The sequence below is a fragment of the Pseudoclavibacter sp. CFCC 13611 genome, assembly GCF_008831225.1.
Taxonomy (GTDB): domain Bacteria; phylum Actinomycetota; class Actinomycetes; order Actinomycetales; family Microbacteriaceae; genus Pseudoclavibacter_A.
Window position 1 is genome coordinate 897,296 of sequence record NZ_WBKE01000002.1, and the last position, 13,874, is coordinate 911,169.

General features: G+C 67.5%; 9 protein-coding genes. 7 read left to right on the top strand and 2 right to left on the bottom strand.

The annotated features are described in order from the left end of the window. Positions 1 to 46 precede the first annotated feature (46 nt). Both F8O08_RS08370 and F8O08_RS08375 read right to left on the bottom strand, forming a co-directional pair. Positions 47 to 838: a DNA-formamidopyrimidine glycosylase family protein gene (locus F8O08_RS08370; protein WP_158037675.1), complete on the bottom strand. Its 792-nt coding sequence runs from the start codon at positions 836 to 838 to the stop codon at positions 47 to 49. Continuing rightward, complete coding sequence (locus F8O08_RS08375) at positions 838 to 5,550, bottom strand: ATP-dependent helicase (protein WP_158042588.1); 4,713 nt, start codon at positions 5,548 to 5,550, stop codon at positions 838 to 840. Before F8O08_RS08375 ends, F8O08_RS08370 begins: the two co-directional genes overlap by 1 nt. Before the next feature lie 131 nt (positions 5,551 to 5,681). On the opposite strand from F8O08_RS08375, the gene F8O08_RS08380 reads away from it, so the two are divergent. From F8O08_RS08380 to F8O08_RS08410, 7 genes are all read left to right on the top strand, one after another. After that, the gene (locus tag F8O08_RS08380) at positions 5,682 to 7,157 is read left to right on the top strand and encodes a basic amino acid/polyamine antiporter (protein ID WP_158042587.1); all 1,476 of its coding nucleotides are present in this window, start codon (positions 5,682 to 5,684) and stop codon (positions 7,155 to 7,157) included. Between the two features lie 67 nt (positions 7,158 to 7,224). Next, a complete protein-coding gene (locus F8O08_RS08385) occupies positions 7,225 to 8,514 on the top strand; it encodes an arginine deiminase (protein WP_158042586.1) in 1,290 nt (429 codons plus the stop codon). A 114-nt stretch (positions 8,515 to 8,628) separates the two neighbouring features. Continuing rightward, positions 8,629 to 9,222 (top strand): TetR/AcrR family transcriptional regulator, encoded by a 594-nt coding sequence (locus F8O08_RS08390; protein ID WP_192497706.1) that lies wholly within the window; start codon positions 8,629 to 8,631, stop codon positions 9,220 to 9,222. Beyond that, complete coding sequence (locus F8O08_RS08395; RefSeq protein ID WP_158037670.1) at positions 9,219 to 10,127, top strand: HEAT repeat domain-containing protein; 909 nt, start codon at positions 9,219 to 9,221, stop codon at positions 10,125 to 10,127. Before F8O08_RS08390 ends, F8O08_RS08395 begins: the two co-directional genes overlap by 4 nt. A 54-nt stretch (positions 10,128 to 10,181) precedes the next feature. Continuing rightward, a complete protein-coding gene (locus F8O08_RS08400) occupies positions 10,182 to 11,057 on the top strand; it encodes a hypothetical protein (protein WP_158042584.1) in 876 nt (291 codons plus the stop codon). Between the two features lie 143 nt (positions 11,058 to 11,200). Continuing rightward, the gene (locus F8O08_RS08405; RefSeq protein ID WP_158031145.1) at positions 11,201 to 11,968 is read left to right on the top strand and encodes an endonuclease/exonuclease/phosphatase family protein; all 768 of its coding nucleotides are present in this window, start codon (positions 11,201 to 11,203) and stop codon (positions 11,966 to 11,968) included. Between the two features lie 242 nt (positions 11,969 to 12,210). Continuing rightward, positions 12,211 to 13,830 (top strand): L-lactate permease, encoded by a 1,620-nt coding sequence (locus F8O08_RS08410; RefSeq protein ID WP_158037668.1) that lies wholly within the window; start codon positions 12,211 to 12,213, stop codon positions 13,828 to 13,830. The last annotated feature ends 44 nt before the right edge of the window (positions 13,831 to 13,874 follow it).

Consider the following 13,874-nt stretch of genomic DNA (forward strand, 5'->3'; position numbering starts at 1 on the left):
GACCAGCGCGAAATGGTAGCAACCGGCTCGGCGGCCGACGGCCCGGTCAGCCCCGACTCGGCTGACAGCTCGGGCACCAGTACACATCGCGCAGGCGCGTCGCATCGGCACCGAGACGGTCGAAGCGGATCTCCTCGCCGCATCGGCGACAGGGCAGGCCGGCGCGAAAGCAGACATAGAGTCGTTCGCCGCGCCGGCGGTTGCCCGTCGTCGTGCGTTCGACGCGGTCGCGGTTCGCACGGATCATCCGTGCACCGAGGCGCAGCACAGCCATGGCGTCCACCTGATTCGCCGGGGTGTGCGGGTCGACGCCACGCAGAAAGCAGATCTCATTGCCGTACTCGTTGCCGAACCCGGCGACGTTGCGCTGATCGAGCAGAGCGACGTGCACCGGGCGCACATCGGCTGACAGCCTCTCGGCGGCGACCTCGAGGCCGCCGTGATCCCACTGCCGCTTCAGCGGGTCGGGCCCGAGATGGTCGATCAGCAGGTGCTCTTCGGCGCGCGGCACGACGCGAACCTCGGCGAGTTCGAAGCCGACCGTCACGATCGTCTCAGTGGCCAGCACGGCTCGTGCCTGATAGCCGGGCGAGCGCCAGCGCTGTCCGGGCCGGTATCGATCCCAACGCCCCTCCATGCGCAGATGCGAATGCAGCGTGTAGTCGCCGATGTGATGCAGGATGTGCTTGCCGTAGCAGGTCACACGGTCGACCCGGCACCCGGCCAGATCGACCGTCGCCGCCCGCGGCACCCGCACATCGAACCGGGTGAGCGTCTGCCCGTGCAGCGCCTCGTCGAGCGCACGTGCGGTGCGGTAGACAGTGTCTCCTTCTGGCATCAGCGCACCCGCCTGCGCAGTATCAGGCCCCGTGGCGTCTCTTCGAACCCGGCGTCGATCAGCGGTCGCCGCCAGGCCGAGCCGCCGACGGGCTCGCCGTCGATCTTCAGCACGGTGAACGTCGCCAGGTGTCGGCTCTGCACGGTTTCGACCAGGGAGCGTGCTGCGGACTCGCGGCGCGTCTGTCGCTGCGCCGGGTCGTCGGCCGAGGCCGCTTCTGCTGAGGCGAACGAGACGGCGGTGCGACCGCCCCGCTCAAGGTAGAGCACAGGCTCGCCGTCGACGATGGTGACCAGCGCGCCAGGGTTGCGCTTCGGGCGCCCCGAGTCTGCCGATTCCGCTTCTGGCCAGGGCAGTGCCGCCCCGAACGGGTTCGCCGGATCGGTCGCCGACAGCGTCAGCGCCTGCCCCGATGACGAGACGTGCAGATCTGCGAACTCCCGCAGTCGATCGACGGTGCCCGATGCCGCGAACTGGGCTCCGCCGAGGCCGTCGATCAGGTAGCCGCGACGGCAGTAGCCGCCGCGCTCGAACTCGGCAAGCAGCTGATACACCTGGGCGAAGCCGCCCGGAAATCCCTCGGCCATGACAGACCCGCGCGTCACCACCCCGTAGCGATCGAGCAGCAGCCCCGCCTGCGCCGAGAGACGCTCTGCCCGCTCGGCGGTGCTGTGCGGCACCAGCGCCCAGCGCCCGGCCAGTCTCGGTTCGGTCGCAGCGGCGTGTGCGGCTCCGGTGCGCATGCTCGAATCGCCCCCTCCGACGGTCTGGTCGTGGGCTCTGGCCTCGCGCACGCGCGCGAACGCGCCCCGGCGGATGCTGCGGCCGGCACTCGGGCGAGTGCGCGTCTTCTGCGCGGCATGGGTTCCGCTGACCGTCGCCCGCAGCGGACCGAGACTGTCGGTCGTGATCGCCCCGGACCATGCGAGCTCCCAGACAGCGGCGGTCAGCTGCTCGGTCGAGAATTGTGCACCCCGTGCGATCAGACGCTCACGCAGTTGGTGGGCGAAGAGCGCGCCGTCGTCGCCGAGCACGTCGGCGATCAGCTGTGACAGCGCCGATGGCTTCTCGCTGCCGTCGGAGTCATCGGAGGTCTGCCGCGTGAGATCGAGGGTGTCGGCCAGATGCAGGCTGACGCGCCCGTCATGACCCGGCAGCTCGCCCTCCCCCACCCACAGCACCTGACCGGAGGCGATCAGCTCGTCGAGCATCGCGGGTGTGTAGTCGGCGACACGCTGCGGCAGCACCATCGTCTCAAGCGTCGAGGCAGCCAACGGCAGACCGGCGAGCTGTTCGATCACCGAGAGCAGACCGTCGAGACCTCGCTGCTGGTTCGAGCAGCCCTGCCAGTCGCTCAGGAACATCGCGAAGGCGTGCTGCGGCACCGGTTCGATGCTGCCGCGCAGCTTCGCCAGGCTGCGCGACCGCAGCCGACGCAGCACGTCGCGATGCACCCACTCGACGTCGTCATCGAGGTCGGCGGCGGCCGCGTGCTGCGGGCGGAATCGGCCGCGCAGGAGCAGCCCTTCGACGACGAGACGCTCCAGAGCACCCCGCACCACCGCCGTGCCCAGCCCGAAATGCGTGGCCACCGCTGGTGCGGTGAACGGTCCGTTGGTGGCGGCCCACCGCACGACCAGTTCGCGTAGCGGATCAGAGACAGGCTTCGTATGGGCATCGGCGACGCCGACCGGCAGCGCTGTGCCCAGTGCGTCGCGCAGCAGGCCGGCGTCTTCGACAGCTGCCCAGACCTCGGCGCCGGCGATGCGCACACGGATCACCCGTCGCGCATTCTCGAGTTCGCCCAACAGCTCGGCTGCCGCAGGCGACGCCTCTGCGAGGCGGGCGTGCACCTCTGCCGTGCTCAGCGGCCCGAGCATCCGCAGCAGGTCGGCGACGCCCTCGACACCGTGCACACGGAAGGCGGGAGCTGTTCGCTGCAGCTCGGCCTCGACGTCGGTCACCGCCTCGGGGTCGAGCAGTTCGCGCAGCTCCACCTCGCCCAACAGCTCGCGCAGCAGCTGCGGGTCGACCGTCAGCGCAGCGATGCGGCGCTCGCCCAGGGGCTGATCGCCCTCGTACATGAACTCGCCGACATAGCCGAAGAGCATCGACCTCGCGAAGGGCGAAGGCAGCTCGCAGGCGACCTCGCGCAGACGCACGCGACGCGAGTCGACACGCTGCATCAGGCCGACGAGCGCGTCGATGTCATAGACGTCTTGCAGACACTCGCGCACAGTCTCGAGCACGATCGGAAACTGCGGATGCCGTGCGGCGATCTCGAGCAGTCGGGCCGAACGCTGACGCTGCTGCCACAGCGGTGATCGGCTGCCGGGTTTGGACGCCCCGAGCAGCAGCGCTCTCGCGGCGCACTCGCGAAAGCGAGCTGCGAAGAGCGCCGACCCGCTCACCTCGGCGGTGACGATCGAGCGGATCTCGTCGGGGTCGAACACGAAGAGCTCCGCCCCCGGCGGCGTGCTCTCGGTGTCAGGGATGCGAACGATGATGCCGTCGTTGCTCGCGATGGCGCTGCCTTCGATGCCGAGCTGCTCTCTCACCCGTGCGGTGACGGCCAGCGCCCACGGTGCATGCACCGCCTGGCCATAGGGAGATTCGAGCACCAGTCGCCAGTCGCCCACGTCGTCGCGGGTGCGTTCGACCGTGAGCGCCCGATCAGTCGGCACCATACCGGTCGCCTCGCGCTGTTCGGCCAGATAGGCCAGCGCGTTCTGCACCGCTCGTCGATCGAGCCCGGCTCGCTGCAGCCGTTCGGCGGCTCCATCGTCTTCGAGCCCGCGCAGCATCTCGCCGAGAGCCTCTCCGAGTTCGGCCGGCCGAGCGGCGCTGTCACCGCGCCAGAACGGCATGCGACCTGGCTGCCCGAAAGCGGGCACGACGTTGACGCGGTCATGCGTGATCTCGCGAATGCGCCACGAGGTCGTGCCCAGTGTGAAGACGTCGCCGACACGCGACTCATAGACCATCTCTTCGTCGAGCTCGCCCACTCTGGTGCCGCCGCCCTCGTCGCCGGTCACCGCCACGACCCGGAACAGTCCGCGATCGGGAATCGTTCCCCCGCTGGTGATCGCCAGCCGTTTGGCGCCTGGTCGCGCTTCGAGCGTCTGGGCGTCACGATCCCACAGCACGCGCGGGCGCAGCTCTGCGAACTCGCTGGACGGATACCGCCCGGAGAGCAGGTCAAGAGTGGCCACGTATGCGCTGCGCGGCAGCGACGCGAACGGCGCCGCACGTCGCACGGTCTCGAACCAGGCTTCGACGTCAAGCGTCTCGACCGAGGCCGCGGCCACCGTCTGCTGAGCGAGCACGTCGAGCGGGTTCGCCGGCATGTGCAGGTGTTCGATCTCGCCGGCGAGCATACGCTCGGTGACGATGGCGGTCTCAAGCAGCTGCTGGCGATGCGTCGGATAGAACACCGCACGCGAGATGCCGTCGACCTGGTGCCCCGCTCGTCCGACCCGTTGGAGTCCGCTGGCCACTGACGGCGGGGCGTCGATCTGCACGACGAGGTCGACGAGCCCCATGTCGATGCCGAGTTCGAGGCTCGACGTGGCCACCACGCAGCGCAGCCGCCCGCTCTTGAGCGCCTCTTCGACTTCGGCTCGCTGGTCTTTCGAAACCGACCCGTGATGCACCCGTGCCAGCGGTTCGACCTCGTCATCGGCGCTCTGCAGCTGGGCGTCCAGCTCGTTGAGCCGGGCGGTGACACGCTCGGCGAGCCGTCGGGAGTTGGCGAACACGATCGCCGAGCGCACGCTCCGGATGCGTTTCAGCAGTGACGCCTCGATCGCCGGCCACATCGACCCCACTCTGTGCTCGCCGTCGTCGTTCGCAACGGCGTCGGGGCCGCTCGAAGCGGCTCCCTCGCCCCGGTCGCCGGCCGGCGCCACGCTTTCGGGCATCGGCGGGTTCGACATATCGTCGACAGGCACCTCGACCGTCAGATCGAATCGCCGACGGCGGTCGGGCGCAACCACCTGCACCGGCCGCGGGCCGCCCAGGAATCTTGCGACGGCATCGATCGGACGCACCGTCGCGCTCAGGCCGATGCGCTGCGGCGACGTCTCGAGCAGCCCCTCGAGACGTTCGAGTGAGAGTGCGAGATGCGCACCACGTTTGTCGTCGGCGAGCGCATGGATCTCATCGACGATGACCGTGTGCACTGTGCGCAGCGTCTCGGCCGCCTTGCTGGTGAGCATCAGATAGAGCGACTCAGGCGTGGTGATCAGCACATCGGGCGGGTGTGTCACGAGACGGCGCCGCTCTTTGGGCGTCGTGTCGCCCGAGCGCACGCCGACCGTGATCGGCGGCAGTGTCTCACCCAGACGCTCGGCGGCCTGGCCGATGCCGATCAGAGGTGCGCGCAGGTTTCGCTCGACGTCGACGCCCAGCGCCTTCATGGGTGAGACATAGAGAATGCGCACGCCTGGCGCCGCTGCGGTTGCGAACTCAGGCGGGTCGGCATCGGCACGGGCAGATCGGCGCTCGCGCACGAGCCGGTCGATCGACCAGAGAAACGCCGCGAGCGTCTTACCCGACCCGGTCGGCGCCACGACCAGTGTGTGCCTGCCTCGTTCGATCGCCTGCCAGGCCCCCACCTGAGCATCGGTCGGCGCCGCGAAGGCCGAGTCGAACCAGGCTCGGGTGGGCTCGGAGAACGGCGCGACTGCCCCGATCTGTGCGTCCGATGTCATGCAGTCATCCTAGGTGCGACCGCTGACACGGTGTGGCGACGGCTGTCCGCCTGAATTGACCAGTTGCTCAATGTAAGGTGAAACCGACGCCGAACAGGCGGTTCAGCCGATCAGTGCGACAGGAGTGCAGCATGCACGCGACAGAGAACGGGTCACCGCAGGCCGGTGTGGCGCAGAAGCCCGCGTCAGGCACCGGCACCAAAGTCACCGTCGCCACCCTGACCATGATGGTCATCGGCTCGATGGTCGGTGCAGGCGTGTTCTCTCTGCCACGTCGGTTCGCCCAAGAGACGGGTGTGCTCGGCGCACTGATCGCCTGGGTCGTCGCCGGCTTCGGCATGCTCATGCTCGCCTTCGTGTTCCAGCGGCTGGCGAACCGCAAACCCGCACTCGACGCCGGGGTGTACGCCTACGCGAAGGCCGGGTTCGGCCAGTTCGTCGGCTTCTTCTCGGCGATCGGATACTGGGCAAGCGCATGCGTGGGCAACGTGACGTACTGGGTGCTCATCATGTCGACGCTCGGCGCGCTGTGGCCGGCGCTCGGCGCGGGCGACACCTGGGTGGCGATCCTGCTCAGCTCGATCGGGCTCTGGCTGTTCTTCCTGCTCATCAAACAGAGCGTCAAAGAGGCGACCGCCATCAACCGCATCGTCACGATCGCGAAGCTGGTTCCCATCATCGTGTTCGTGCTGATCGCGATCTTCTGCTTTCACCCCGACGTGTTCGTCGACAACCTGATGGGTGCTGACTACGCCGGCTCGCTCATGACCCAGGTGCGTGACACCATGCTGGTGACGGTGTTCGTCTTCATGGGCGTCGAAAGCGCCAGCGTCTACTCCCGCCACGCGCAGAAGCGCGAACACGTCGGGCGCGCCACGGTGCTCGGCTTCCTCAGCGTCTTCGCCATCTTCGCCTCGGTGACCGTCGTCTCGTACGGCATCCTGCCGATGGGCGAGATCGCCGCGCTGCGACAGCCGTCGATGGCCGGAGTGCTCGAAGCCGCGGTCGGTCAGTGGGGCACGGTCTTCGTCAGCATCGGACTGATCGTCTCTGTGCTCGGAGCCTACCTGGCCTGGAGCCTGATGGCCGCCGAGGTGCTCTTCGTCGCGGCCAAAGACAGAGATCTCCCCAAGTTCCTCGCCAAACAGACCGGCGACGACGTTCCCGTCAACGCCCTGCTGCTGAGCACCCTGCTCGCCCAGGTGGTGCTCGTGATCACCTACTTCTCTGAGGAGGCCTTCGACTTCGCCCTGGACCTGACTGCGGCGCTGTCGCTCATCCCGTACTTCCTGGCCGCGGCCTACGCACTGAAGCTCGTGGTCACACGAGAGACGTATCTGCACGAGCAGCCGCGCCGTCTTGCCGCCGATGCGGTGATCGCCGTGCTCGCTGTCGTCTACACGCTGTTCCTGATCTACGCGGCGGGCCTGCAGTTCCTCCTCATCTCGATGATCTTCTATGCGCCGGCCACGATCCTCTTCGCGATCACCAGACGAGAGCAGCATCGACGCGTCTTCTCGACCGGCGAGCTCGTGCTCTTCGCGGTCGTGGCCATCGGAGCGATCGTCGGCGTCGTCGGCCTGGCGCAGGGGCTGATCCAGCTCTGACGCAGCGACCTGGCAGGCCCCTTCTCGTTCCATCCGATCCACGCAACTTCTGAAAGGAACCGACATCATGACAGACTCATCAGAGGGCGCCGCACAGACTGCGGTCGGCAGCGGCCGCTCCGAAGCATACGGAGTGCACTCCGAGGTCGGACGACTGCGCAAAGTGCTCGTCGCCGCACCGGGACTCGCCCACGAGAGGCTCACACCGTCCAACTCCGACGACCTGCTCTTCGACGACGTGCTCTGGGTCGAGAAGGCCCAGCGCGATCACCTCGATTTCAGGAACAAACTCGCGAATCGCGGCGTCGAGGTGGTCGAGCTGCACGAAGTGCTCGCCGAGACGATCGACGTGCCCGGCGCCCGTGCATGGCTGCTCGACCGGCTCGTGATCGCGAACACCGTCGGCATCGGTCTGGTCGCTGCGACCCGCGAGTTCCTCGACGAGCTCGACAGCGCATCCCTCGCCCGATACCTCATCGGCGGGCTCGGCCTGCACGACCTCCCCACCGATCTGCACCCCATGCTCGGAAGCCTCGCCCAGTACACCAAGGGCGCTCGCGAGTATCTGCTGCCGCCGCTGCCGAACACGCTGTTCACCCGCGACACCACCTGCTGGATCTACGGCGGCCTGACGCTCAATCCGCTCTACTGGCCGGCACGCCACGGCGAGACCCTGCTCATGAAGGCCATCTACCTCTTTCACCCCGACTTCGTCGGCTCGAAGGTCTGGTGGGGCGACCCCGAACAGGATTGGGCACAGGCGTCGCTCGAAGGCGGCGACGTCATGCCAGTGGGCAACGGCATCGTGCTGATCGGCATGAGCGAGCGCTCGTCACGGCAGGCCATCACGCAGGTGGCGAAGGCGCTCTTCGACGAAGGCGCGGCAACACAGGTGATCGTCGCAGGCATGCCGAAGCTGCGCGCCGCGATGCACCTCGACACCGTCTTCACCTTCGCTGATCGAGATCTCGCGACCGTGCACCCGGCGATCGTCGACGGCGTGCACACGTTCAGCATCCACCCGAGCGACAAAGCGCCCGGCTTAGAGATCGTCGACGAGGGCGACGCCCGTTTCACCGACGTCGTCGCACGAGGTCTGGGGCTGCCCAAGCTGCGTCTGGTCGAGACGGCGGGCGACTTCTACGCCTCAGAGCGTCAGCAGTGGGACAGCGGCAACAACGCCGTGGCCGTCGAGCCGGGTGTGGTCTTCACCTACGACCGCAACACCCAGACGAACGCGGCCCTGCGCAAGGCCGGCGTCGAGGTCATCACCATCGCCGGTGCCGAGCTCGGGCGCGGGCGCGGTGGGGGCCACTGCATGACGTGCCCCATCATCCGCGACGCCGTCGACTGGTGATCGCAGGCGTTCGGGCAGGAACACTACTTCAGGTGCTCCTGTCCGAACGCTCCACTCGCGGTATTGATCATCCGGTCAGCACTTGTGCGGGCGACGACGGCTATGGTGGAGGCCATGGTCGGTGTCAGGTTGTCCGAGTCCGAACGCCGTTCGGCCATCGTCCGTGCTGCCCACCGCATTGCGGTGCGCGACGGGCTCGCGATGGTCAGCGGGCGTTCCGTCGCCGCCGAGGCAGAGCTGTCGAGCGGGCTCGTCTACTTCTATTTCTCGACAAAGCTCGGTCTCTTGCACGCCCTGCTCCACGACGTCATCGGACGTGCTCTCGACGGGCCCGCCACAGACTATGGCGCCGACCTCGAACCGCACGAGGCGCTCCAGAGCATGGTCGCCAGCGAGATCCGCGATCTGAAGAGGCAGCGCGATGACATCGAGCTGCTCTTTCAGTTCTTCTTCGTGCGACGTGACGAAGAGTTCCGGTCAGAGGTCAATGCCGGGCTCCACGAGTACGGTCGGCGGCTGCAGCCGGTGATCGCGCGCTTCGCCGCGCTGCACGGCCTCGACTCCCGCAGCATCACCGATGCGACGCTCGCGGCGATCCAGGGTGCGGGAGTCGAGCTCGTGCGGCATCCGCAGGGCTACGACGCCGAGCGCATCATCGCCGGGCTGCGCGACATGCCGCAGTTCTCAGCGGAGGGCTGCTGCCGATGAGCGACGTCCAGGCCCTCCTCGCGACTCTGGCCGATCACGCCGCCCCGCCCGAATCCCGTCAGCGTGCGGCCTTGGAAGTCGGCCGTCTCGCCGATCCTGAGACTGCCCGTCTGCTGGTGCGGCTGCTCTGGGACGAGCCCGAGTTCTTCGTTCGAGAGTCGATCGTCTGGGCCCTCGTGCGCATGGGACGGGGCTTTCTGCCGCAGGCAGCCGCAAAGCTCACTGACAGCCGCGCGCCGGTTCGCGCCCAGGCCGTGCATCTGCTGAGCAAAGTCGGTGCGCCCGAGTACGCCGACGCGGTGCTGGCCCTCTTGGACGACCCGGATCCTGCAGTGGCCGTGAAGGCCCGGTGGATGCTGGCGCAGCTGCACGATCTTCGGCTGCTGCCCCGCCTGATGGCCGGTCTCGGCTCGCACGATCCTCGTGAGCGCGATATGGTCGACCAGCTCATCACCGGTTACGGTGCCGAGGCCACGCCACTGCTCACGACCGTGCTGCGCACCGGCCGTCCCGAACAGCGCGAACAGGCCGTCGAGGTGCTGACCTCCATCGGATCTCCCGATGCCGATGGGGCACTCCCCGATCTGCGCCGTCTGGCCGAACGCCCAGCCGAACTCACCGCAGCGGCAGATCCGGTTTCCGACGCCGACGTCGAGCTCGCCACTGCGGCACTCGTCACAGCCGCGCACCTGCACGGCCCGGCAGCCCAGCAGCTCTTGATCGATGTCTCACAGCGTGCGAAGCCGGCAGGGGAACGATCAGACACCCGCGCCGCCGATCAGGTCAGCGCGGTCGCACGGCACCTGCTGCAGCATCCGCCGAAGCCCACCCCAGCCGATCGGCTGCGCCGGCTTCGCGCCGCCAAACAGGCCGATCGTCGCGCGACCGACTCCGGGGAGGAGTGACGCAGAAGCGCGTCAGGCACAGACCGGATGCCCGCCATCGGGCACAATGGGGCTATGTCCACTGCGCCAGCACCGTTCGGCCTGCTCCTCGATGTCGACGGCCCGATCGCCAGCCCCGTCACCCGCACCGTGCGCCTGCCCGAGATCTCCGACAGCCTCGTCACCCTCGCCGAAGCGGGCGTGCCGCTCTCGTTCAACACCGGCCGCTCGACCGCCTTCGTGAGCCGGCAGATCGTCCCGGCTCTGGTATCCGCCGGTCTTGCTGCCGACGCGACCGGCCTCGCGGTTGTCGGCGAGAAGGGCGGAGTCTGGGCGCAGCTCACGGCCGCAGGCCTCGACGACGAGCAGATCGACGTCGACATGCGAGTGCCTCAGGAGGTCGTCGACTTCGGCCGCGAGGCAGCGGCCGAGAAGTTCGCCGACACCATGTTCTTCGACGATACGAAGCGCACCATGATGACGCTCGAGATGATCGCCGGCAGCGACCATGCGGCATTCCTTTCGGCGAGGGATGCCCTGGTGCAGGATCTGATCGAGCTGCGCGCCCGCCTCGGAGCCGTGCAGCTGCGCATCGACCCCACCGTGATCAGCTGCGACGTCGAGGTCTCTCACAGCGGCAAGGCGCTGGGTGCCCGTCGCTCGCTCGAGCTGTTGGGCGAGCATTCCGTGCTGCCGAAGCGCTGGTTCACCGTCGGCGACTCACGCAGTGACTACACCATGGCCGACTGGCTGCACGCGCAGGGCTACGACGTCACCCACGTCGACGTGCAGCCGGGCTCGCCGAGCTCACCGGGCGCCGCCGCCGACGGCACGCTGCACAAACCATATGAGGTCACGACCATCGCCGACCCGCTGGCTCCGGGTCAGCTTCTCACCGACGACGACGCCGGTGCGGCCCTGCTGCGGCGCTGTGTCGCTCTGCTGGGCTGAGCGTCGTCGAATGCTGGCGAAATCACCGACCCTCTGTGACGATCTGGTGAATTCACAGCTGTTTCTGGCCGAAACATGCCCCGCTCAGGCGATCAGAACGGTAGCCTGAAAGCGGTTCTACCCTTTGGAGGCAAACTGTCGTGATGAATGTCGTCAGCTACAACCTGCGCAAGAACCGTGCTCTGTGCGAGCTCGATGATCTCACCCGTCGAACCGATCCCGACGTGCTCTGTCTGCAGGAGTGCGACATCGACTCCCTGCCGACTGAGATCGGGTCGCTGCGGCTTGCAGAGGCCACCCGAGGCAATCGTCTCGGCATCTCGGTCTTCTACCGCGCCGACCGGTTTCGCCTGATCGGATCGCAGACCTACCAGCTCAAGAAGTCTCTGCACGACCGTGTCGCCGCACCCGCTCACGAGCGTCTGGTCGCGACCCGACTGATGGATCTCACCCGAGATCGTGAGCTGATGGTCGCCTCGTTTCACGGGGCCCCGCTCACCGCGCTGAACTCGCTGCGCCGCAATCAGATTCGCACCTCGTTCGAGCGACTCGCACAGTTCGGTGCGGGTCTGCCCTCATTGATGGTCGGCGACTACAACTACCCGTTCTTCCAGCGTCACCTGCAGGAGCGCGTGCGCACGCACGGTTATGAGCTGACCGCGACGGAGCAGCGCACGTATCAGCGCTATCGCATCTTCCGTGGACGCTATGACATGGCGACGTCGACCGGCTTCACGGTCAATCGAGTCACCTCGCTGCCGCAGGGGCTCTCCGACCACCACCCGATTCTGGTGAACGCCTCGTACGACGACTCTATGAGCGCCGCTGCGACGCTCTCCAGCGTCGCGCCGAAGCACGGCCACGGCCCCAAGAGCAACACGCCGACCACCTTCGTTCCCGGTCTCGTCTGAAGCCTGAACTCACCGGTTCTGCCGCGCGTTTCGGGAGCCTCTCGTGATGCGTGCACGGTCGTTTGAGGCTGGCCTCTCGCCATCACGCCGTCACGAGCGGTATTGTGTCATGTGGTCCTGATGTGGTCTGACCACAATCGCTGCCCTCTGGCGCCCGACCGATTCTGACGACGACGTCGCTCATTTCCCGACTGAACGGCGCTCGTGTGTGCTGTTCCGGCATGCACGAAAGGCACTCTGTCATGTGGACGCAACCGCTTGATCCGACTGGCAACCTCGCTCTCTCAGCGGGGCTCGCCGCCGTTCCGGTGATCTTCTTCCTGGTCGCACTGGTCGGTTTCAAGATGAAGGGCACGACAGCTGCGGCCATCGCCGCTGTGCTCGCCGTCATCGTCGCCTTCATCGGCTTCGGCATGCCGGCGTCGGCCATCGGCGGTGCCGCGCTTGACGGTGTGCTCAACGGCCTGTGGCCGATCGGCTACATCATTCTGATGGCGGTGTGGCTGTACAAGCTCGCCGTGCGCAGCGGCAAGTTCGATGTGATTCGCAACAGCATCTCGGGCATCGCTGCCGACCAGCGCATCCAGGTGCTGCTGATCGCCTTCTGCTTCGGTGCGTTCCTCGAAGGTGCGGCCGGCTTCGGCGTGCCGATCACCATCTGTGCCGCCCTGCTGCTGACGCTGGGCTTTCCCGGGCTGAAGGCTGCGGTGCTCGCCCTCATCTCGAACGCCGCAGCAGGTGCCTTCGGCGCCATCGGCATCCCCGTGATCATCGCCGCACGCCAGGGCGACGTGCCGATCCCCGAGCTGTCGGGCATGATGGTGCTGGTCGGTCAGCTGCCGACGATCATCATCCCGTTCCTGCTGGTCGCCATCCTCGACGGCTTCCGCGGCATCCGCGAGGTGCTGCCCGCCCTCATCACCGTGGTCGTCGCGTTCAGCGGTTCTCAGGCGGTGCTGCTGCTCGTGCTCGGACAGCCCGACCTGGCCGACATCATCCCGTCGATCGTGGCTCTCGCCGCCCTCGCCGTGCTGTCGCGCTTCTGGAAGCCGAAGCGCACCTTCCGCATGCCCGGTGCTCCCGAACCGGTCAGCGAGCACTACACCCCGCGTCAGCTGGTCAGCGCCTGGTCGCCCTTCCTGTTTCTGACCGTGCTCATCCTGATCTGGAGCGCCCCCTTCTTCGCAAACCTCTTCGATCGTTCGAAGGGCGGTGCGCTCTCCGCGCTGAGCCTGCTGGTTTCGATTCCCGGTCTCGACGGCCAGGTCACGGCTGCGGGTGCGGATGCCCCGATGACAGCGGTGTGGACGTGGTCGCCGATCGGCGCCGCCGGCACCGCCATCCTGGTGTCGGTGCTGCTCACCGCGCTGACCAGCAGCGCACTCACATGGAAGCAGGTCGGCGAAGAGTTCGTCGCCTCGGTCAAGATGCTCTGGCAGCCGATCCTCTTGATCCTGCTCATCATGATCGTCGCCTACATCGCGAACTTCTCCGGCGGCTCGACGACCATCGGCCATGCGCTGGCGAGCGTCGGCGCGCTGTTCCCGCTGCTCTCACCGGTCATCGGCTGGCTGGGCGTGTTCATCACGGGCTCGGTCGTCAACAACAACACGCTCTTCGCCCACCTGCAGTCGGTGACCGCGACCGAGATCGGCACCAATCCCACCCTGCTGGTCTCGGCCAACGTGGCCGGTGGTGGCATCGGCAAAATCGTCTCGCCGCAGTCGATCGCCGTCTCGTCGGCGGCCGTCGGCCTGGCCGGCAAGGAGTCGGCGATCATGCGCGCCGCTCTCCCCTACAGCCTCGGACTGCTCGTCGTGCTGTCACTGTGGGTCTTCGCCCTCTCGGCGATGCTTGGCTGATCTCGCTCCGCTCGCGACGGCTGAGGTCTGGCTGCGCGGTCTGC

Coding starts and splice junctions, on each gene's coding strand:
- F8O08_RS08395 (WP_158037670.1), top strand. CDS start 9,219: ATGAGCGACGTCCAGGCCCTCCTCGCGACTCTGGCCGATCACGCCGCC.
- F8O08_RS08375 (WP_158042588.1), bottom strand. CDS start 5,550: ATGACATCGGACGCACAGATCGGGGCAGTCGCGCCGTTCTCCGAGCCC.
- F8O08_RS08410 (WP_158037668.1), top strand. CDS start 12,211: ATGTGGACGCAACCGCTTGATCCGACTGGCAACCTCGCTCTCTCAGCG.
- F8O08_RS08385 (WP_158042586.1), top strand. CDS start 7,225: ATGACAGACTCATCAGAGGGCGCCGCACAGACTGCGGTCGGCAGCGGC.
- F8O08_RS08405 (WP_158031145.1), top strand. CDS start 11,201: ATGAATGTCGTCAGCTACAACCTGCGCAAGAACCGTGCTCTGTGCGAG.
- F8O08_RS08390 (WP_192497706.1), top strand. CDS start 8,629: ATGGTCGGTGTCAGGTTGTCCGAGTCCGAACGCCGTTCGGCCATCGTC.
- F8O08_RS08380 (WP_158042587.1), top strand. CDS start 5,682: ATGCACGCGACAGAGAACGGGTCACCGCAGGCCGGTGTGGCGCAGAAG.
- F8O08_RS08370 (WP_158037675.1), bottom strand. CDS start 838: ATGCCAGAAGGAGACACTGTCTACCGCACCGCACGTGCGCTCGACGAG.
- F8O08_RS08400 (WP_158042584.1), top strand. CDS start 10,182: ATGTCCACTGCGCCAGCACCGTTCGGCCTGCTCCTCGATGTCGACGGC.